This window comes from Ignavibacteriota bacterium (genome assembly GCA_016716225.1).
GTDB lineage: Bacteria > Bacteroidota > Ignavibacteria > Ignavibacteriales > Melioribacteraceae.
In genome coordinates, this window is sequence record JADJWT010000001.1 from 3,915,798 (window position 1) to 3,937,773 (window position 21,976).

17 protein-coding genes are annotated in these 21,976 nt (G+C 29.1%); all 17 read right to left on the reverse strand.

What is annotated here, in order from left to right; translation table 11 throughout:
- Nucleotides 1-92: 92 nt before the first annotated feature.
- Entirely contained in the window at nt 93-1,913 is a 1,821-nt protein-coding gene (locus tag IPM32_16825) for a polysaccharide biosynthesis protein (GenBank protein MBK8946915.1), read from the reverse strand.
- Nucleotides 1,914-2,717: 804 nt separating this feature from the next.
- On the reverse strand, nt 2,718-3,977 hold the full coding sequence (locus IPM32_16830; protein ID MBK8946916.1) for an ATP-binding protein: 1,260 nt from the start codon (nt 3,975-3,977) through the stop codon (nt 2,718-2,720).
- A 465-nt stretch (nt 3,978-4,442) separates the two neighbouring features.
- Nucleotides 4,443-6,098: a hypothetical protein gene (locus IPM32_16835; protein ID MBK8946917.1), complete on the reverse strand. Its 1,656-nt coding sequence runs from the start codon at nt 6,096-6,098 to the stop codon at nt 4,443-4,445.
- 818 nt (nt 6,099-6,916) lie between these two features.
- Nucleotides 6,917-8,086 carry an ATP-binding protein gene (locus tag IPM32_16840; protein ID MBK8946918.1) on the reverse strand — a complete coding sequence of 390 codons (1,170 nt, stop codon included), beginning with the start codon at nt 8,084-8,086 and terminating at the stop codon, nt 6,917-6,919.
- Between the two features lie 375 nt (nt 8,087-8,461).
- Entirely contained in the window at nt 8,462-9,370 is a 909-nt protein-coding gene (locus tag IPM32_16845) for a DUF4143 domain-containing protein (protein ID MBK8946919.1), read from the reverse strand.
- Between the two features lie 978 nt (nt 9,371-10,348).
- Nucleotides 10,349-10,708: a transcriptional regulator gene (locus IPM32_16850; GenBank protein ID MBK8946920.1), complete on the reverse strand. Its 360-nt coding sequence runs from the start codon at nt 10,706-10,708 to the stop codon at nt 10,349-10,351.
- A complete protein-coding gene (locus tag IPM32_16855; GenBank protein MBK8946921.1) occupies nt 10,692-11,006 on the reverse strand; it encodes a type II toxin-antitoxin system HigB family toxin in 315 nt (104 codons plus the stop codon). Before IPM32_16855 ends, IPM32_16850 begins: the two co-directional genes overlap by 17 nt.
- A 394-nt stretch (nt 11,007-11,400) precedes the next feature.
- On the reverse strand, nt 11,401-12,600 hold the full coding sequence (locus IPM32_16860) for an aminotransferase class I/II-fold pyridoxal phosphate-dependent enzyme (protein ID MBK8946922.1): 1,200 nt from the start codon (nt 12,598-12,600) through the stop codon (nt 11,401-11,403).
- A 314-nt stretch (nt 12,601-12,914) separates the two neighbouring features.
- Nucleotides 12,915-14,156, reverse strand: a complete 1,242-nt coding sequence (locus tag IPM32_16865; protein ID MBK8946923.1) for an acyl-CoA reductase — start codon at nt 14,154-14,156, stop codon at nt 12,915-12,917.
- Nucleotides 14,116-15,189, reverse strand: coding sequence for an acyl-protein synthetase (locus IPM32_16870; protein ID MBK8946924.1), 1,074 nt, complete (start codon nt 15,187-15,189; stop codon nt 14,116-14,118). Before IPM32_16870 ends, IPM32_16865 begins: the two co-directional genes overlap by 41 nt.
- 56 nt (nt 15,190-15,245) lie before the next feature.
- Nucleotides 15,246-16,661 carry an AMP-binding protein gene (locus IPM32_16875; protein ID MBK8946925.1) on the reverse strand — a complete coding sequence of 472 codons (1,416 nt, stop codon included), beginning with the start codon at nt 16,659-16,661 and terminating at the stop codon, nt 15,246-15,248.
- Nucleotides 16,661-17,401 carry a glucose 1-dehydrogenase gene (locus tag IPM32_16880; GenBank protein ID MBK8946926.1) on the reverse strand — a complete coding sequence of 247 codons (741 nt, stop codon included), beginning with the start codon at nt 17,399-17,401 and terminating at the stop codon, nt 16,661-16,663. The genes IPM32_16875 and IPM32_16880 overlap by 1 nt, the downstream gene beginning before the upstream one ends.
- Nucleotides 17,388-17,636: an acyl carrier protein gene (locus IPM32_16885; protein ID MBK8946927.1), complete on the reverse strand. Its 249-nt coding sequence runs from the start codon at nt 17,634-17,636 to the stop codon at nt 17,388-17,390. Before IPM32_16885 ends, IPM32_16880 begins: the two co-directional genes overlap by 14 nt.
- A 17-nt stretch (nt 17,637-17,653) precedes the next feature.
- Entirely contained in the window at nt 17,654-18,292 is a 639-nt protein-coding gene (locus tag IPM32_16890) for a NeuD/PglB/VioB family sugar acetyltransferase (GenBank protein ID MBK8946928.1), read from the reverse strand.
- 9 nt (nt 18,293-18,301) lie between these two features.
- The gene (locus IPM32_16895; protein ID MBK8946929.1) at nt 18,302-18,910 is read right to left on the reverse strand and encodes a sugar transferase; all 609 of its coding nucleotides are present in this window, start codon (nt 18,908-18,910) and stop codon (nt 18,302-18,304) included.
- A 5-nt stretch (nt 18,911-18,915) separates the two neighbouring features.
- Nucleotides 18,916-20,076, reverse strand: coding sequence for a glycosyltransferase family 4 protein (locus IPM32_16900; protein ID MBK8946930.1), 1,161 nt, complete (start codon nt 20,074-20,076; stop codon nt 18,916-18,918).
- Nucleotides 20,063-21,964, reverse strand: coding sequence for an asparagine synthase (glutamine-hydrolyzing) (gene asnB / locus IPM32_16905; GenBank protein MBK8946931.1), 1,902 nt, complete (start codon nt 21,962-21,964; stop codon nt 20,063-20,065). The genes IPM32_16900 and asnB overlap by 14 nt, the downstream gene beginning before the upstream one ends.
- Nucleotides 21,965-21,976: the final 12 nt, after the last annotated feature.

The following is a 21,976-nucleotide window of genomic DNA, read 5'->3' on the forward strand; positions in this document are numbered from 1 at the left end:
TATTAAAAATCTTTTACTGTAATTAGAAGAAAAAAAAATAAATTGATAAGAAATTATCGAATATATTTTAAGATAGTAAAAAAATAAAAATTCTAATGGATTGTTTTTACTTCAATTGTTTGATGTGTGAATTCCGGAACAATAACGGCAAATGATTTAACTATTTCTTCTAAGGTGTAATTATTGCAATTTGCAATAAGTTCATTTATTTTCTGATTCAAATCTTGAGGAATAAACGAGCTTGAGTTTTTAGCAAACATAATCTTTTCATGCTCAGTTCTAAGATATTCTTCACCATCCTTGAAAAGCTCCTCAAACATTTTTTCACCGGGTCTTAATCCGGTATATTCAATATCAACATCTACTCCTTCTTCCAAACCGGCAAGTCTAATAACATCTTTTGCCAAATCAAGAATTTTTACAGGTTCTCCCATATCAAGAACAAAAATTTCACTGCCTTTTCCTAAAACCGAAGCCTGCAAAACCAATTGAACAGCTTCTGGAATTGTCATAAAATATCTTGTAATATCCGGGTGAGTTATTGTTAGCGGTCCGCCACGTTCAAGCTGTTTCTGGAAAGTTTTTATTACACTTCCTCTGCTTCCTAATACGTTTCCGAACCTCACTGCTTTGAAGTTTTTATTATTCTCAACCGCAGCTTTTAATACTATCATTTCCGCAACACGTTTGGATACACCCATCAAATTTGTTGAATTAACCGCTTTATCAGAAGAAATTAGAATAAAATTCTGAACACCGTATTTAACCGAGCATTCTACTAAATTCTGAGTTCCAAGAAGATTATTTGTAACAACTTCGGAAGGATTTTCCTCCATTAGTGGAACATGTTTATGTGCTGCAGCATGAAAAATTACATCCGGTTTAAATTCACTAAAAATAATGTCAAGTCTTACTTTGTCTTTAATATCGGCAATACGACTTACAATATTAGTACTAAAAGCTTTTTTATTATTGTTAAAATCTTTAATAAATTTTAATTCTTCTTCAATTTCAAAAATAGAATTTTCTCCATGACCAAGAATTATTAGTTGAATTGGATTACTTTTCAAAATTTGGCGACAAAGTTCACTCCCAATTGATCCACCAGCACCGGTAAGTAGTATTTTTTTACCCCTTAACAATTCATTGACTTTTTGAATGTCAGTTTTGATTGGAGGGCGTCTTAATAAATCTTGAATCTGTATTTTTCTTAACTTGCCAATATCAACTTTTCCGCCAAGGATTTCATTAATTCCTGGAACTGTCAGTGTTTCAAGACCACTTCTACTTGCAATTTCCAATATTTCTCTAATTACCTTACCCGAAGCAGTTGGCATTGCTATTATTATTTTTTTGATTTTAAATCGTCTTGCTATTTTGCCCATTTCATCAAGTTTGCCTACAACTGGCACACCGCGTATTCTCATCTTTAATTTGGATGGATCATCATCTAAGAATGCAACCGGAGTCATTTTTAAGTAATTATTTTTTTGCAGCTCCTGAGCAACAGAAGCACCAGCCGAGCCGGCTCCCACAATAAGAACATAAGTTCCAAAAGATTCTAAAGAAACACGCCTCTCATCTATTCTTTCAAAAAAACGAATACTGAATCTGGTTGATGCAATAAAAATCATTACAATCATTGTATCAATAAACGGAAATGAAAATGGAAGTGTTTGAAACGGTAAGTTTTCAAATGATCTTAAGATAACAAATATAATTGATTCGATAAGAATTGCATTAACTCCAATATAAACCAATCGAGCTAATTCGTCAATACTGGCGGTTGCCCAAAATCTTCTATATAAATCAAAAAAATAAAAAATTGTTAATTTTAGTAAAGTAAAAATTACAGTTATATAAATTAAGGATGTTCCATATTTATTAAAATCTACATCTCCATCTAACCTCATTAGCAAGGTTAGAAGAGGAGAAATTAAGCATATAAATAAATCGATGAAGAAAAAATGCCTATTTCTTAATCTTTTAGTAAATCTTGCTAAACTTTTATATGGCATAATAAATACTAATAGTTAAAATCCAATTTAATTTTTTCTTTTATTTGGTTTGTTCATATAACACAATATTTTTCAAAAATAAAAACATGTTAGTTTAAAAGTACTAAATAAATATCTAACTTGTTGAATATATGAAATAATAAAACTTTATCATTAAGAGTAGTTTTTATAAAAAATCTCGAAACTAAATAGATAAAAATATTAACCTTTACATAATTTTTTAATATTTGCAACTTTAATTATTTTCTTCAGGTTCTCATCCTTTTAGACAAATCTGAAATGACATTTTTTTTCTAATGAGTTCTTAAATCTCTATTGAATAACAACAGAATTCCTTATCGAATTTCTACGGAATTCTCCAATATCAATCGAATAACTATGAATTTCTACTGAATTATTTAACCTCTACCTAACGACAACTGAATTACCAAATGACTACCGAATCACAATTGAATTTCATTTTTTTTACATTTCGGTTTCCAGCCTCCGTTTTCAAGTTGATAGGGGTTTCAATTTTTAATTCTTAATTCTCTTTAAATGGATGAATCCAATATGTGTTAAATTCAACTTTTTCATTTTCAAATTTTTATCAGTCAGTTTATTAAGCAGACATTGCAACTCAAGTGTGGAGAAGTCCACCCAATAAGCTTGTCCCGTAATTGTTTTATGCGGGAACGGCGAGTAAAACAACCAATTTTTTTATTCATCAAAAATATTTCCAGTTATTATTTTATAAAAAGGTACAAATGCAACGGTTGTTTCATTGATTTTAATTTCATTTTCGAATTCTAAATTTATTACAAATGCTTTTGAAGGTGAATATTTATCAATAAAACTCCTTAATGACCTCTTTATACTAATATTTTTTAATGCAGAATATTTAACTTCAATTGGAATTATTTTTTGGCTGCTTTCAATTATAAAATCTACTTCAGCTTTATCTGTAGTCCTCCAATATTTAATATTCCAAGATTTCCATTTAATTTTTTCGTAAACAATATTTTTTATAAAGTTCTGAAAAAGAAATCCTAATTCATTCTTATTTTCTACTAATCTAAATGTATCATTTGCAAAATTTCTTAATCCTAAATCATAAAAATATATAGAATATGATTTTGTTAATTCTTTAACAGTATTCCTAAAAAATGGAGGAATAGTTTGAATTACATACGTTTTCTCACTATACCACAGATATTTCTTTAGAGTAATTGAAGATATTCCGGTTAATTTTGCCAGATTAGAATAATTAAGAATCTTACCAACTTCAGCAGATAAAAGTTTTATCAATAAACTAAATGCTTCAGGTCTATCAATTTTTAGTAAACTTACTATATCTTTCTCTATATAACTTCTGTAAATCTCATTTATAATTTTCTTTTTTTCATCAAGAGAAGATTCAGTTATAACTCTCGGATATCCGCCAAAACTTAAATATTCTAATAAAAAATAGTTTGTTTTTTGGGGTTCTAATTCAAAATATGATTCAAGTTTCTTTTCATATTTATATTTAGTTTTATAATTAACAAACTCCTCAAACGTTACCGGCAGCAGCTCAAATAATCTTTTTCTGCCAGTTAATGATTCTTGAATATGTTCTTTTAATTCTAAGCTTCCTGAACCTGAGATGATAAACTTATAAGGTAAATCCAAATCGTATAAGCCTTTTAAGAAGAATCCCGCATTTTCTTTTCTCTGTATCTCATCTATAAAAACATATCCGCTTTCACCTATTTCTAACCTTATTTTATTTAGTAACAACTCTTGACTTTCAAAAAATCGTTTGTCGTTTTCAATATCAAGATTCAGAAAAATTATGTTATTATTGGTTTGTTTAAGCTCACTAATCAGTTCCTTCATTAAGGTTGTTTTGCCAACTTGCCGGGGACCAATAATTATTGAAATTTCCTTTGCAGATAAATGATCCTTGATTTCGTTAAAAAGCGTTCTTTTAATTAACATATTATATTTTACCCGATATTTTCTATAGTCAACTTACAATTTTATCGGGTTATTTGCAAATCGTACTACTCTAGATGAAGTCTCTATTTTTGATTTTGCGATTTGTTATTTACAATTTCTATTTTTATACTTTGTTATTTTTTTTGCTGAATATCTGCGGCTTAATTCTGAATTCTATTTTTTTAATTTTGAATTTTTAAATTTTTGATTACGTTTTTCACCAGCATGCCGTTAGGCATGGTTTCTACTTTTCCACCAGTTACACTAATAACAACCGAATTACTTAATGTCCACCGAATTACTATTGAATTACCACCGAATTACTTAATGACAATTGAATTACAACTGAATTACTTAATGACAATTGAATTGCCACCGAATTACTTAATAGCAACAGAATAACAATTGAGATTTTTCACTTTTCGGTTTCCAGTCTCCGTTTTCAATTTTCCGTTTTCTCCATTACTACATCCCATATCCAACAGAAAAACTAAATAAATTTCCATTAAAGATTAGTAACTTATTTTTCAACTTCTCATCAAAATAACTATACATAGTGCGTATATGGAAGCCATGAACTAATTCATAAGATATTTCAGCGCCATACTCTGTTACTTCGTTTTTATCACCCCACAAAAAAGAATGTTTATCCTGGTATCTTGGTTCATCAAAACTTTCTTCACTTCCTTTTCTTATAAATGAATAAAACAGATTAAAATCTAAACCACGTAATATTCTTTTCTTAAATGATAAATAAATTTGATCGGCATTACTGCCAATCCAATGCCCTAAATCATAACCATAATTTTGATAGGTCTGTACTTCATCTGCATGAAAATACACAAACGGATTTATCCTTGTATATTCAAATATTAACTCAGATTCAGGAATAATTGGGTCTATTGATTTGAAGCCCAAGTTATAAGCAGCAGCTTGCGGATATTCGTTATTATAAGTAGAAAATTCATCTATAAATAATGATCCGTAAAATTTAGTTTTCAGCCAAAAATTTTTATACCATATTGAAGCAAATAATTGTGCGTTGCCGGCACTTTCATCCGGATCAGTTAAATAATGATCTGCTATTCTGAAGAATGCAACGGGAATTAAATATATCGGTTCAAATTTATCACTATAAACAACTGACTCCCCCAATGAAATATTCAATGATTGAAAGGGTGTAAATGAAAACATATGTGCAACAAAATACTTTTCTACCTTTGGAAAATGATCGCGCAAAGTGCCTTCTCTTATTTCCGAAGAATCAATAATTTGCGAATTCAAAGAACTGTGAATGTACGAAAACTTAAACCAATGTGAATAATCGGCTTCAATTTTCACGAATGGAAACGAAGGGGCTTTATCGGATAAAATTAATTTGCCGTCTTCGCCACTTCCATAATAATTATAATCTTTACCTAACGTTATGCTTCCCCAATTCCAAGAGTAAGTTAAATTTGCATTCATTTGATCAAAATCAAATCCACCTTTTGTGCCAGGTTGAAATTCATAACCGGTTAAGCGAGAAAAATCTTGATTTCTGTCAAGATAATCACCTCTCGGATGGTTGTCACTGAACTGTAACTCAAAACCAATATTATTCGAAAAATTACCAAAGAGTCTTAAGCCGCTTGAATAACTCCATGAATTCCCATTTTTATATGATGTATAACTGTAACTTAAAATTGGATCTAGAAATAATCCGAAATCTTTACTATTATAACTGAATAATCTGAACCTATTATATTTATCAAAACCGAAATTGTTACTTTTTAAATCAATTAGTTTGTTCGTTGCTACATAATCTTTTAAATCAAATCCGATTCTTTCTAATTCTGGTGCATATTCTCTAATATAAAATTCCAACTCCTTTCCCTCTATTTCACTTATCCGGTTTCCAGACTCCAGTTTTCTATCGCCTATCTGTTTGATTTTTTCCGCAATGTACTTTCTTGAGAATGGAAGAATTTCTTCGTTTAACTGAATTACGCCTTTATTGCTTAAACGTTCAAGATATTCATATACACTATTACTTACAGGTTCATAATTGACTTGAGCGAATGAAGAAGTGAGATGTAAAAAGTAAAAAGTGAAAAGTAGAAAGGAAAAACGTAAAGACATTGAGATGAAGAGAAATATAAACGTAAAAACGTTAAAAAGTTTAGATGTAGATCTGACCAATTTAGAAGTTGATTTGAATTTGAGATGCTTTATAAATGAAAAGCAAAAGTGTAAATTATTCATATTGTTATAAAAATAATTTGAAATTGAAAAATATTTTGTGGTAATGATATTTAAATATTAAAAATCTTCTTTAATTGTGACTTACTGTAAATTTTAAAGAATGTTAGGGCCAACCTGTTTCTTTTATAACCTTGCTGATCAGACTTGTTTTACCGTAACGCCGCGGACTAATCAATATTAAATGATTTTCGCTCGCAAGAAGAGAATGATTTTTTTTTTATTTCTTCGTTGCGATTATTTTCGGAAGAAAAATAATTATATTATTTTGCAAAATAAAGTAATTGATTATAGTATGATTATGTGTCTATTGATCAAATTTTTCTTAATTAAAATAAGAACACTTAATACATTATTTCTTTTGTATTTAACCACAAAGAATACAAAGTTATCTCGTAATCTTTTTATTTTTAAATCTTGTTAAGATTTTTTTTCATTTCTCATTCTAAATTTCTTCCTAACTTCTAAACTTCCTCACTTCACAACTTCTGACTTCCGCTTTCTGAGTTACGATTTCTGGCTCCGTACTCTCACTCATCATTGATCACTCTTTACAAATCTTCCCATTTTCTTCACAAGCATTTCCGTTTCAACGTCTTAACATTTCCAGGTTTTTACTATTTTAATTCTGACTTCTTAATTCTTATTTCATGCCACTTTTACCAGTTGGGGTTTATGGGGATGCTTTTTACTTTTTTTTATATCATCTGCGGAAAGATTGTATTTTTAATTTCAACAAAAGCTTTACTAATCATATAGAATTTATCAATTCCAATTTCTTTCACATTTTTCTCAAGTTTTATTAAATCTTTTGGGTGAACCGTATTTTTTACTTCAAATGCATAAGTTTTATCCAAAATAAAATCAATTTCAGCCTTATTTCTTTTATTGTAGAATGATACCTCACCATAATTTATTAACTGATTCGATATTGTATTTTCTAAAAGTTGTCCATCGTTTACTCTTCCAATAGTATTTAATAAGCCAGTATCCGAAAAATAAACTTTTCTGCCTCCGGCAACAGTTCTATCTATACTTTTTGAATATTTAGGAATTAACCGAAGGAAAAACACACCCTGTAATAAATCCAAATAACTATAAATTTTAACTCTATTTAAGCCCAGATCATTAGATAATTTCATTACATCAAGAATATTCCCTATTCTAGGTATTAAAAGTAATATGAGATCCCTTAACTCCCTAATATCCTTTAAATCCAAAATAATCTTAATATCTTTTTCAAAAAAAGATGTAAAAATATTTTTCAAAATCATTTTTTTGGTTTCAGTATTTTCAGTAGTAACAACTTCTGGAAAACCTCCGTATTCCATATATTCATTATATTCTAACTCATTCTTTTTATATTCTAAAAGATTATAGTCTTTTAATAAATTCTGAATATTCTCATTATATACCGGTTCTTCAGTTTTATTCTTAAAATATAAAAACTCACTAAAACTTAAAGGATTAAGAACAAATAAGAATTTTCTCCCGCTTAAAGATTCCGGGAATAAATTTTTAAGATAATAATTTGATGATCCGGATACTACATATTTTACGCTGTATTTATCTATGTGATATTTTATAATTTTGGTGATTTCAGGATAGTTTTGAATCTCATCGATGAAAATAAATAAACGCTTATCCTTCGAATTTGCCTCGGTAACTAATTTATAATAAATTGCATCATAATCAATATTTTCAAAATGTAATAAATCGAAGGGATTATCAAAATCAAACCATAACTTGGGTTTTTTAACTGTTTCAAAAACCTGCTTCATTAATGTTGTTTTACCAACTTGACGCATACCGGTAATAATTAATGCGTTTTTATGCTCTAAATACTCAACAAGTTTTTTGTATAGCAATCTTTTTTTCATATTTGTAAAAATATTTTTACAAAATTACGCATATCTGTAAAATAAACAAAACAATTATCATAATTTAATTCTAAAGTTCATGATGTAAGACATTAGGCAATATAAATGAAAAATAAGAATAAATGTTTGTTAAATGACCAATTCTCTTTAGATTCCGTATAATTTCAATGTTAAAACATTATTTTCGAAATTTCCGGAATGACAACTCTCTTAATTTGTTCATGCTAAGCGTAAATCAATATTGAATTTTGGAATTTGTTTGTTATTTGTCCGTTATCCGTTAGCAAACGGAAACGGAATTGTAATTTGTGATTTTTTTTAGTTCCTTTGATTTCTGTTCCGTTGGTTAACGGATTCTATCTTTCAATCTAATTGTTTAAGAAAATCTCTAAAATTGTCCCATGTAATAATGTTAATAGTATCTTTAGTCATAGATATATCGCCATTATAAATCAAATATTTTTCAATATTGCCATTTTGATTATTAATAGGAAATTTTTCTAAATTTTTTAGAAAATCCTTATTATAAGTTTGACCAGCTTTAATTTCAACGGCAATTAAATTACGTTTAGTACTTTCTATTAAACAATCAATTTCAGTGCCGTTGCTTTCGCGCCAATAAAATATATCCGGGTGTTTTCCTTTATGATTATAATGTTTTATAAATTCACTTATTATTAAATTTTCAAATAAAGCACCGTACATATAATGAGTGGGTATTTGGTTTATGTTTGATAATCTCAATAACGAAGAAGCAACCCCGACATCATAAAAATAAAGTTTTGGTGCCTTGATAAGTCTTTTACTAAAATTATTATAATACGGCTTTAATAGGTAAATTATATAACTGGTTTCCAACAAGGATAACCATGATTTTGCAGTATTTACGGAAACCCCAACATCATTAGCTAAAGATGTTATATTTAAAATTTGACCAATTCTTCCGGCGCATAATCCTAAAAATTTACTAAATGTGTTTAAGTCGCTAACCGCTTTTAATGTTCTTATATCCCTTTCAATGTATGTTTGTAAATATGAAGGATAAAAGTCTTCTCCATCTATTTTTTTATCATAAACTCTGGGATAAAAGCCATTTACAAAATATTTAATAATATCTTTATCATATTTTACATTTAATTCTGAAATATCAAAAGGTAATAATTGATTTAAGCTAACTCTTCCAGCTAAAGTCTGAGAAATTTTTTCATTTAATAAAAAACTCTGAGAACCGGAAAGAATATACATTCCAGGAGTGTTAATTTCATCTACCATGTATTGGATGTAACTAAATAGTTCAGGAAGTTTTTGAACTTCGTCAAAGATTAATTTTGTACCATTAGTTTTTAAGAAACCAATAATATCGGAATTGATTAGTTCTCTTTGATCAATTCTTTCTAAATTAAAATATTTATAATTACTAAATTCACTTTTAAGTAATGTTGTTTTACCTTATTGACGCGGACCGGTTAAAGATAAAACCGGGAATTTTAAAAGCATTTTATGCAAATGCGATGAAAGATTTCTTTTAATTAACATATTATGTATTTGTGCATTTCTATTGCAAATTTACATAGGTTCTTCTAATACTGCAAGTAATCTTATTCCGGGATGTATGGTTTGAGAAATAGTAATAAATGTCTATTAGATCAATTCTCTCCAGATTCCGTATAATTTCATTGTTAAAACAATATTTTCGAATTTTCCGGAATGACAACTCTCTTAATTTGGTCATTTTAACAGTAAACTAAACTGAGTTTGTCCGTTATCCGTTAGCAAACGGAAACGGAATTTTTATTTGTGATTTTTTTAGTTTTTGATTCTTAATTTCTTTCAAACGCTTAACCACAAAGCTCACAGTTATTTAACAATCTTGATTTTTTTACTTTCTGATTTCTGCTTCTGATCCGTTAGCTAACGGACTGTTTTTCTGAGATTTCTCACTCGAAACATCGAGGTAAACTATCGCTCTCTTTGCTCACTCATCAAGCCATACACATCACTATGTGAGAATAGCTTAGCCGCTGTCTTGTTATAGCAAGTTTTTAAATGAAATAATCTCATGAATATGAAAAGGTAAATTATTATTAATCTGAATTGTCATTCCCATCCGTTAGTTAACGGATGATTGGGAATTCAATTTCTGAGTTTCATTTACTTTTTTATTTTCGCCCAAAAATGTTATCAGCTTACCCAATATTTTTCTGATGCTTTAGAATTTCATTTAACAAAAAAATAAAAAGGAAAGGAAAATCAATATTCTGAAATTAGCGAAGACGAAGGTATATTTAATTTTTTGTGAAGTGCTCTGATCATAGATAAACTTAATTTTCTTTTTTTATTAAGTATTTCGGAGGTTCTGCTCTTAGAGCCTATAATTGAAACTAAATCTGATCGTTCTAAATTAAGCTGCTCCAATCTAAACTTTATTGCTTCTATAGGATCTGGTAAACTAATGGGGAAATTTTTATTCTCATAATCTTCTATAAGAATAGATAAAATTTCAAGTTCGTTATATTCATTAGCGTTTAATTTCAAATCTAATTGCATAAGTTCATAGACTCTATTCAAAGTTTCTTCATATGCTTTTTTTGATTTAATTGCCTTTAACATAACTCACTTCCCTGATATTTAATTTATCATATTCTTTATGGGTACCTATCCAAACAATAAATATTATCCCTAGTTTATATTCAATATCAACAATTAAGCGATAGTGATTTCCTTTAATATTAAAAGTAACCCGCTTCTTCGTTATAATTGAAGCATTTCTATATTGCTCTTTTAATTTGTTAGCTGTATCCCAACTAGCGTTTCTTACTTCATCAAACCAAGATTTTAAAGGCTGCTCTGAATCCGGATATTTTTCCCAAAATGAAATTAGTGTTTTTCTAGAAATTACACGCTGTATGCAATGACATTCGACTTATACCCTTGATAAACTGGGTCAAATCATTTTTTTAATTCTTAATTTTTAATTTCTTTTAACGCTTAACCACAAAGACCACAAAGTAATCTAACAACCCGCCCAACAGTATGGCGGGCAAGCCAACCAAACTAACGGTTGGTAAATCTTGGTAATTTTGTATTCTAGTAATTTTTTTATTGCAATTGAATTTCCACAGAATTACTATTGATTTACCATTGAATTACAACTGAATTACTTAATGGCAACCGAATTACAACTGAATTCCTACCGAATTACTTAATGTCCACAGAATTTCTTAATGACAATTGAATTACCACTGAATTACTATTGATTCACCATTGAATTACAACTGAATTTCCAATGAATTACTATTTTTTTACCATTTACTTTTGACTTTTTTCTTTACAATCTCCACTATCCTTTCCAAATCCTCTTCTGTTAAATTTGAACCGGAGGGTAAACATAACCCATCTTCAAATAATTTTTCTGAAGTACCATTTACATATTTAGGAGCTTTCTCAAAAACCGGTTGTAAGTGCATTGGTTTCCATAATGGGCGTGATTCTATGTTATCCTTTTCCAATTCCAAGCGTATATCTTCCCTGGTAATTCCATTTATTAATTTTGGATTAATAGTAACTGCAGTAAGCCACCTATTTGAAAAACTTCCTTCCATTTCGGGTTGGAATTCTATTCCTTCAATTTCTCTAAAAGCATTTCTGTAATATTCAAAATTAAATCTTCTTTGTGCAACTCTTTCATCTAGAACTTTTAATTGTCCACGGCCAATAGCCGCACAAACATTGCTTAATCTATAGTTATAACCTATTTGTGAATGCTGATAATGAGGAGCATTATCTCGTGCCTGCGTTGCTAAAAATCTTGTTTCATTTATAAATTCTTCATTATCAGAAAGTAATGCTCCGCCACCTGAAGTTGTAATAATTTTATTACCATTAAAAGACAGAATACTCATTAAACCAAACGAACCACACATCTTCCATTCTTCCTCATTTCTCCTTTTCTCCGCTTCATTCTGCCTTCTGAATTCTGAATTCTGAATACTATATTTGCTTCCCAACGCTTCCGCCGCATCCTCAATAATTGGAATAGAATACTTGTCACTTATAGTCAGTAAGTCATTAAGTTTAGCCGGCATCCCATATAGATGAACTGCAATAATTGCTTTTGGCTTCTTACCTTTCTTAATTCTATCCTTAATTGCTTCTTCCAAAAGAATGGGACAAATATTCCAAGTGTCTTTTTCACTATCAACAAATACCGGCGTAGCTCCTTGGTAAACAATAGGATTTGCAGATGCAGAAAAAGTAAAGCTCTGACAAATAACTTCGTCTCCTCTTTTAATGCCTAAAATAATTAAAGCCAAGTGAAGAGCTGCAGTACCGGAACTTAGGGCTGCCGCATATTTTGCTCCGGTATAATCAGCAAGTTCTAATTCAAAATTATTAACGTGCGGACCTAATGGAGCGATCCAGTTTGTTTCAAATGCTTCTTTAACATTTAAAAATTCATTGCCACTCATGTGAGGAGAGGACAGCCAGATTTTTTTATTCATATAATTTTATTTGTTTTTATTTCTCTATGTAATTGATGTGCGTAAATTTCGTCATTCCGAAAAACTATAAATAGTGATCTAATTTGTATTATCTCATTTTACTAATTGAAAAATGAAAAATTGTTGAAAGATACATAATAATTAGAAGATTTCTGAAGCTTAGTTGAGGCGACCTATAAAGTTTAATATCACAATATGAAAATTGGAATAACCAGTATAAAGCTTTTATATAATTCAAGCAATAGAAATTATTTGACAGAAAATTAACAGAAATAAATTAAGATAAATACACCAAATCCATAATTTACTCTTATCTATACTATTTCAATTTTGCGTGTTAAAGTTTCTATTAGATTATATCCGTCCCAAATCAATGAAAAATCAGTTGTTTTACCAATAGGAACAATTCTATCTATTCCGCCTGGTTTTTCATGCCTAATAAAATCTGATAGTGTTGATTTATCTAAGCCATAATAAGCTAATGTTTGATATTTTCTGTTAATGATTTTAGATATATCTGAAAGTGATTCTGCGTGATACTCTGAAAAATAGCCACTATTACAACGGAACAAATCAATATTTACTGGTAAATCTTCTAATTCAATTCTCCAAAGTAAATTATCTTCAGTAGCTGTTTTTTTTATATTTTTCAAATTGATTGATTGGTCGTAAAGAGAAGCCAATTTGTCAACAGCAATAACTGATTGTACTTTATATCTCGATTTCACTAATTCATGAAGACTATGCCAAAATTTTTTTTTTGCAACTTCCACATTTTCAGTAGAACCTAGCCATATAACTAAATGAGGAGCTGTACAAGCATTTTGATCAAATAAATAAGTATCGTTATAAAAAGATAAAGCAATTTTTTCGGGTGCGTTCTCAAATGCAAATACATCTGCGTTTATTGCACAAAGTGAATATCTATCCGCAAAAGTAACATCAAAAGCACGTGATGGGAGTTTATTTTCTCTTATTTGTTCAATCGTGTTGTCACCACCCCAAATTATCCGAACATCACACAATGATGAAAAATAACCCGTGGCTAAACTTTCACGATCATAACGAACTAGAGCAAATCTTGATGAAAATGCGCTAAAATTATTTTCCTTATTTAGTTTAACAATGGCATTACAAACAATGTCAATTTGTTCATATCTTGGTGATGGAACCCGAACAATATTTAGATTCCCAGAAAGAATACCACTAATTAGAGAATATGAAAAATTTATTGGAACATTTGAGGGAGCTATATGAAACAATAACCCTCTACCAAGGCTAATTTCTAAATTTGATTCATACTTATTTTTCATTTTAAGTATGTTAGCCTTTCTACAAAAAAAGGCAAATGTTACAACATCTGGAAAATTTTTTATTCCCGATTCTTTAAGCAATATTTTAGAAAGCTCATCCAGGTACTTAATTGATTCTGACGAAAAAGGTTCTGTAGAAGGTAAGCACTTAAATTTTTCAATTTCAAATTCCTTCGGAAAAAGAAATTCGACATCGTTAAGATTATACTGTGTATGTGTCACTACATCCCCGAATTTCTGCATTTTGTAATCTACCTAAAACTTTAAAATACTTCCCTAGTCTTCCACAAGGACAATCATCCTCACCCAGCAAAATACCTTCGTCTTCAGTTAGCAAGGAATGCCCCGGATAACTCGTTGGCAATATTGATAGAACTTGAATAATCCCTTTTTCACCCACATCTGCTATAGAAAAATCGTGAGCTCTACGAATTAATATATCCGAGTAAATTGGGGCATGTAAGTGACTATGTTCGCATTCCATGTAAATCGTTCCTGTTTGTTCTACCATACCATAATAATCATGAACTGATTTTATTCCACATACATCGTTTAATTTATCTCTAAATGAAGCGGATGAAATTGATTCATTTATTAGTTTTTTCCAGCCACCTCCGTGAATCAAAACAGCGTTTGATAAATCAAGCTTTATCCCATTTTTAACTAGTTCTTTATAAAAATGCTGATATATCATAAATGTGAAACCAAACATAAAAATTCTATTATCTTTAAATTTCTCGACAAATTCTTTAATCTTATCAATTTGTAAATTCATCTGATCATCCAAAGCATAAACTGGTCTTGAACCAAACAAAGAGAAACCTAAAATTCCAGCACCACGTGCTGAAAAGAGATTTCTATTTTTAATAACACCCTCTGTGTCAATGATAATCATAGGTGCTCTGCTAGTACCAATAAACGAAGAAACAATTTTGGTTAATGTTTTTGTTTGGTTTGCTGTGTTTTCCCTATCCAGATAAATACGAGATACCGCTTGACCTGAAGTACCGGATGATGTTAATGTCTTAACCACATTATCTTTTACAACGCTCATCAAGTCAAACATTTTAAATAGTCTGACTGGCAAAAATGGCAAATCAGAATACTTGTTCTCGTTTTGAACATCAAACCCAATACTATCCATCATATTCTTAAAGGGTATGCAATTCGCATAATGATGACGAAACAATTTCGAAAAGTACGGGTTTAATAACTTTTCTTTCTCATTCTTTGTTAATGAATAAGGTTTTAAATCAAGAAATTTTGAGATATCCATTTTTTTTAATTTTGCAAAAAAGGTTTTATAATTTATTTAAAGAAATATTAAGTAATTTAAAACAATTTTTTTATTTCTTGATAATTTTTTTTCGAATTTGAAGAAACAGGTATCATATCTACAGATTTAATTTTTATTGCGGAGTGATGAATGGAAAACATCTTAGATAGATTTTCTTTTATCCATTTTGTATCGCTTTCAGTAGAGTTTTCTAATAATATTTGCAATTTTTCATCATTTCCAGTAACAGCACAGTTAACTTTAAAGCTATTTTCAGCATATCGTTCAATATCATCTAAATTAATTCTATTTCCAAATAACTTAATAAATCTTTTTTTTCTTCCCGTAACAAAATAATATCCATTTTCATTCATATACCCCATATCACCAGTAAATAACTTGCCACCTAACTCATCTTCTTTGAAAATATCCTCTCTTTGTTCTGCATAGCCTAGCATAACATTAGGGCCTTCATAAACTAATTCACCGACAAACATACCTTCATTTGATTCAACACTATCAATGACAGTCAGCTTTCCATTTGGTATTGCTACTCCTATTGAATCAATATTATATTCTAGAGCATAAAATGGCACATATGAGATTCTAGCTGTTGCTTCAGTCTGACCATACATAACAACAAATTCATAATTTCTCTTTTTAGCTAACATTAAAAAATATTCTTTAGTTGTAGAAACTAAATGACCACCTGCTTGAGTAAAATACTTAAGAGAAGGCAATTGCATTTCGGCTAATTTAATTCTTTGAAGAATCTGAAAAGAATATGGCACACCTGAAAATGTAGTACAATTAAACTTCTTAAAAATATTCCAAAATTTCTTTTGTATTAAAGACTCATCAGTTAAAACAATGGATGCCCCAGATAAAAGATGACTATTAATTATTGAAAGACCAAATGAATAATTTATAGGTAAACTAGTAATGGCTCTTTCAGATGGGTCAATTCTCAAATAATTAGCAATTGATGCAGCATTTGAATCAATATTCTTTGAAGAAAGTCTAACAAATTTAGATGACCCAGTTGACCCCGAAGTCGATAACATTAATTTGGTATTTGATGAAATATTCTTATAATGACCAGATTTTTTATATACAAATATATTACCAAATGGAAATAATATTTCTTCATTGATATAATTTTTAAAATTTAATATTGTTTGACTTATAACAACTTCCGGATTATAATTTAATAGAATATTTTTTAGAAAATCTTCATTTGTATTTTCATTTAGTAACATGATAGTATTAGAAGAATTCAATAAACTTAAATAAGACACAATCAGCGGATAATTATTTTTAATAAGTATTAAACAAATTACATTCTGCATTGAAAAACGATTTAAAAAATTTTCAATATCGTGTTCAAGCTGCAAATACGTTACAGAATTAGAATTTTCTGAATCTATGAAAGCAGTATTTTGTCCAAATTTTGATAATTCCTGCCAAAACATTATATAATCATTCCTCCGTCCACTCCTATAACTTGACCAGTAACATATTTTGACAAATCCGAAGCTAAAAATAAAGCGACATTTGCGACATCTTCAGGTTCACCAATTCTGTTCATAAGAATAGATTTTTTTAATTTTTCAAATTTTTCTTCTGGTAAGTTTTTTATCATAGCTGTATTAATTAAGCCAGGCGCAATGGCATTTACACGAATATTTTGTAGCGCCAATTCTTTGGCTCCCGAGTAAGTAATACCAATTGCAGCAGATTTTGTAGCCGAATAAGCCATTTGGCCTATATTTCCGTATCTGCCAATAATTGAAGAAATATTTATTATTGAACCATTTTTTTGACGCTGCATTAATTTGGCTGCATATTGTAAATTAAAAATAACTGCTTTTTGATTTATCGCGATTAACTCATCAACCATTTGTTCAGTGATCATACCAATTAAAGCATCATTTAAAATACCGGCATTATTAACTAGAATGTCTAATTTTTTATAATTTTTAAAAATGTTTTGATAAAGTTCTTTAACAAAAACAAGGTCGGAAACGTCGCCTCTGAAGAATGTATGATTTAATTCAGAAATATTATTTAATTCAGCTAAGTTATTTTTTAGTTTTTCTTCATTACGCCCGTTTAGAATTACAATAGCTCCATTTTTTGCAAATATTTTTGCAATTTCCCAACCAATTCCACCACTACTTCCGGTAATTAAACTTACTTTATTTTTGAGCATTTAAATCAACTCCGTATTTTATAACTATTTCTTTAGCCTTCTGAAAAGAACTCATATCAATTACATCATCAGTATCAATCATAATTTCAAACTCTTGTTCAATAGCTGCAATTAATGCCATGTGAGCAACAGAATCCCAATTTTGGTCGCCATAAGCTAATAAATCAGAAATTTGTTCAACGGGCAAATCAAGAGCTTCTTTAAATGCATTTTTTAATTTTGTTTCATTATTCATTTATTTTCCTTTTTATATTATTTTAATCTACGCGCAGGATTTCCAGCAACTGTAATTTCACTGGCTACATTTTGAAGTACAACAGAACCCATTCCAACCACAGCCTTTTCACCTATTTTAATTTGATTTCTAATTTTAGCTCCAACGCCTATGTATACGCATTCATTAATTATTACTTCACCTGAGATATTACAAGCAGGCATTATGGAAGTGTAATCGCCAATTTCAACATCATGCCCAATTGTACAACCTAAGTTCACCAAAACATGTTTTCCAATATTAGTATTTACAGATATAACACAATTAGCTGTAATAATTGACCCAACACCAATTTTATGGTAATTTTTATTACTTAGCTGAACATTCGGATGAATCAAAACTGGGTAAATAATATTGGATTTATTTATTCTTTCAATAATATTTTTTTTAGTTAACGGGTTACCGATTGCAAATACCAAATTTAAGTCTTCTTCATAATCATTAACGTCTTCTACACCTCCCAGAATAGGAAAATTATTTACAATCTCACCTCTCGGAATGCCATCATCAAAATAACCAATAAAATTCCATACATTATTTTCGTAATTAATTTGCTCAATTAACATATGAACTTCTCTTCCAAAACCGCCACCACCAAAAATTGCAATTTTCTTCATAATCAGCCTTTAATTTTTACCATTAAACTTTGGTGCCGTTGCCATACCTTCACTGTTAATTCCTTCTTTCTTAAATATTTTCAATACTGTCATAAAAAAAATTTTAAGATCCAAAATAAAAGAAATATTTTCTACATACCAAACATCAAGTTTAAATTTTTCTTCCCAGCTTATTGCATTTCTACCATTAACTTGCGCCCAGCCGGTTATGCCTGGTTTAACATTATGCCTTTTTTTTTGTTGTTCATTGTACAAAGGTAAGTATTCGATTAACAAAGGTCTTGGTCCAATCAAAGACATATCCCCTTTTAAGACATTTACAAACTGTAATAATTCATCTAAAGAAAACTTCCGTATAAGTTGTCCAATTTTGGTTATTCTTTTTTCATCGGGTAATAAATTACTGTCACTATCTTTCTTATCATTCATTGTTTTGAATTTATATAGGTTAAAGAATTGTTCGTTTTTACCGGGTCTCATTTGAGTGAAAAGTATTTTACCATTATTACTGATAGCCAAAATAACTGAGACTACGACAATTATTGGAGATGATAAAAAAAGTAATAAAAATGAAATGATAAAATCTAAAATGGGTTTAATTATTTTTTTATAAAACATTTTAATTATCTATTTTCCAGACTTTGATACTCTTTTAAAATTGCATCCCATACATATTTTTGTTCATATCTATCAACTATCATTTTACGCGAATTATCTGCAAGTTTTTCTCGAAAATCTTTTTCTTCAATAAGTCTTAAAATTGCTTCTTTTAATTGGGTAACATTTTTAGGTACTACAATTAGTCCATTTTCTTCATTTTTTATAATCTCATTGCAGCCATTTATATTAGTTACAACACATGGAACACTCATAGCACCGGCCTGCATAACTACATTTGGGAATCCTTCTCTATAACTAGGAAAAACAAAAATATCTGATAATGCTAAAAATGGTCTAACATCATCTTTAAAACCTACATGAATTACCGTAGAATTATTTTTAATTATATGTTTTGATTTTTCATTAATTGAATCCAATTCATCTTCAAAAGCACCAACTAAGAATAATTTTACTTTTTTGTTTAATTTTGAAATTTCTTCAAATGCTTCTAAAAGTTCATTTATGCCTTTATCTTTTACAATTCTGCCAATAAAACAAAGATTTATATCAATATCATTTAATTGGTACTCATTTCTAATTGCTAAGGCTTTTTGGAGCACTTCTTCAGTTCTAGAAAAGAATTCAGTATCAATACCATTGCTGCTGCCGTTTGCAATTACTTTTAATTTTTCTTGTTTACACAGATTATTTTGTAAAATAAAATCTCTTAAACCAAATGAATTTGGATATACTTTATCTGCAAACCTATATATTATCTTTTCAACAAATTCTAAAACTTTTCGTTTAAATCCAGAACTTTCCATTAAAGGTAAACCAGCAACAGTATGTAGTTTATGAGGTACCCTTGCAAAACAAGCCGCAACAATACCAATCATACCAGCTTTTGGTGTGTGTGTATGAACTATATAAGGTTTTTCTTCTTTTAATAAGATATACATTTTCATAATTGCAATAACATCTTTAAGCGGAGTTATTGTTCTTGTCATTTCAATTGTTTTGGTTTTTATTCCTTGCTTCTCTACAAAATCCAAGTCGGCACCTGAACTGGAAATGGCAATTACATCATAATATTGCCTTATAAAATTTAACTGTCCTTTTAGTAACCAACGTAAAGACATCGAAACAGTTGTAATTCTTATTATTTTTTTTTTATTGGATTGCATACAAATGAGTATACCATTTTTGAAAGCAATAATATGTCCATACCTTAAAAGAATTATCAACCTTATGTTCGACATGATCATTTACTAATTTGCTTACTGTTTGAAAATCAAAAATATTTTGTTTTTTTATAAAATCCATATCAATATATGATAGTAGTTCATGTTTCAAACCTTTTGAAAGCCAGTCTCCAACAGGAACACCAAAGCCTTGTTTAGGTTTACTTAAAAATTTTTTTGGAAAGTATTCTTTAAAAGTTTCCCTTAATAAATACTTTTTATCCCACCTTTTAATTAAGTAATTCTCTGGTAAATGCTTTGTAAAATTCCAAAGTTCTTTATTCAAAAATGGAGCTCTGCATTCTAAAGAAACAAGCATACTTGTTCTATCAACTTTTACAAGCATATCACCATCAAGACTTACTAATTTATCAAACTCTCTAAAATTATTTAAGTTACTTTTATTGAACTCAATTTTGAATTTAAAATATTCTAATAAATCATTATGAATTAAATATTCCTTCTTAAATAGTGCTAATAATTCATTCTTTTGGAAACCTAAAGAAACAATATTTGAATAAAAATCATTGGTATAATCTATTGATCTTAATAATTTTTTCAATTTAAAACGAATACCACGGTCATCATTCTTGACATTCAGAAGATGAGAATAGAAATTCATAACTTTTTTATGAATATGTTCTGGAATAATTCTTTGATAATTTCTATTTAACTTCGCAACATAATATTTATTATACCCCCCAAAGACTTCATCTCCTCCATCACCAGTTAATGCAACTGTTACGTGTTCTTTAGAATGGCTTGCCACCAAATATGTAGGCAATGCGGACGAATCGGCAAATGGTTCATCAAAATTCAATAAAATTTCCGTTATTTTATTACTCAAATCCAATTCTGAGATAATAAATTCATGATGATTACTATTAATAATTTTTGCAACCAATTTAGCTTTATGAGATTCATCAAATATCTTTTTTTCAAACCCAATAGAAAATGTATCAATTTTAGTTTTACTTTGATTTGCAAGGCTCCATGATACGATTGATGAATCTACTCCTCCAGATAAAAATGTCCCTATTGGTACATCAGAAATTGAACGATTCTCAACACTTTTTTGAACCATATAAAAAGTTTTTTGTTTAGCTTCGTTGAAGGTAATATCTTTATCTATCTCTTCAAATTTATGTGCAATAGTTTGAATTAAGTATGAATTTTTTACACAATTAAATTCAATGAAACAATTATTTTCCAGTTTATAAATATTTTTATAGATTGTAAATGGAGGAGGAATATATGTTAATTGAAAAAATAAATTTAATCCTTCAATTGAAATTACTGGCATTTGAGGAAGGATAGAGATTATAGATTTGAGTTCTGAAGCCCAAATAAAACTTCCGGAACTAGATGTATAATAAAGTGGTTTTTCTCCAAAAAAATCCCTTACAATGAATATTTTTTGTTTACTTTTATCGTATATACTAAAAGCAAAAGCACCATCAAGTAATGAGAAAGAATTTTCTCCAAATTTTTCGTAAAGTTTTAGAACAACTTCTGTATCTGTCTTAGTATAAAAAATTGTATTGTCTTTAAAATACTTCCTTTTCAGTTCTAGGAAATTATAAACTTCCCCATTAAATATAAGCACTATACTTTTATCTGTATTAAAAATTGGTTGATCACCAGTATTGAGATCAATGATAGATAATCTTCTCATACCCATAAAAAGTTTATAATCATGTACTGCATCTTCATATAACCCTTCACTATCTGGTCCTCGATGAATAATTTTCGAATTCATTTTTCGAATTGAGGCGATATCATAAAGATTAGATAATTCTTTTTTTGAAACTATTCCATTAATTCCACACATTGAAATTTCACT

Coding starts and splice junctions, on each gene's coding strand:
- IPM32_16825 (MBK8946915.1), bottom strand. CDS start 1,913: ATGAGGTTAGATGGAGATGTAGATTTTAATAAATATGGAACATCCTTA.
- IPM32_16830 (MBK8946916.1), bottom strand. CDS start 3,977: ATGTTAATTAAAAGAACGCTTTTTAACGAAATCAAGGATCATTTATCT.
- IPM32_16835 (MBK8946917.1), bottom strand. CDS start 6,098: ATGTCTTTACGTTTTTCCTTTCTACTTTTCACTTTTTACTTTTTACAT.
- IPM32_16845 (MBK8946919.1), bottom strand. CDS start 9,370: ATGGTAGATGAAATTAACACTCCTGGAATGTATATTCTTTCCGGTTCT.
- IPM32_16850 (MBK8946920.1), bottom strand. CDS start 10,708: ATGTTAAAGGCAATTAAATCAAAAAAAGCATATGAAGAAACTTTGAAT.
- IPM32_16860 (MBK8946922.1), bottom strand. CDS start 12,600: ATGAATAAAAAAATCTGGCTGTCCTCTCCTCACATGAGTGGCAATGAA.
- IPM32_16865 (MBK8946923.1), bottom strand. CDS start 14,156: ATGCAGAAATTCGGGGATGTAGTGACACATACACAGTATAATCTTAAC.
- IPM32_16870 (MBK8946924.1), bottom strand. CDS start 15,189: ATGGATATCTCAAAATTTCTTGATTTAAAACCTTATTCATTAACAAAG.
- IPM32_16875 (MBK8946925.1), bottom strand. CDS start 16,661: ATGTTTTGGCAGGAATTATCAAAATTTGGACAAAATACTGCTTTCATA.
- IPM32_16880 (MBK8946926.1), bottom strand. CDS start 17,401: ATGCTCAAAAATAAAGTAAGTTTAATTACCGGAAGTAGTGGTGGAATT.
- IPM32_16885 (MBK8946927.1), bottom strand. CDS start 17,636: ATGAATAATGAAACAAAATTAAAAAATGCATTTAAAGAAGCTCTTGAT.
- IPM32_16890 (MBK8946928.1), bottom strand. CDS start 18,292: ATGAAGAAAATTGCAATTTTTGGTGGTGGCGGTTTTGGAAGAGAAGTT.
- IPM32_16895 (MBK8946929.1), bottom strand. CDS start 18,910: ATGTTTTATAAAAAAATAATTAAACCCATTTTAGATTTTATCATTTCA.
- IPM32_16900 (MBK8946930.1), bottom strand. CDS start 20,076: ATGCAATCCAATAAAAAAAAAATAATAAGAATTACAACTGTTTCGATG.
- asnB (MBK8946931.1), bottom strand. CDS start 21,964: ATGTGTGGAATTAATGGAATAGTTTCAAAAAAAGAATTATCTAATCTT.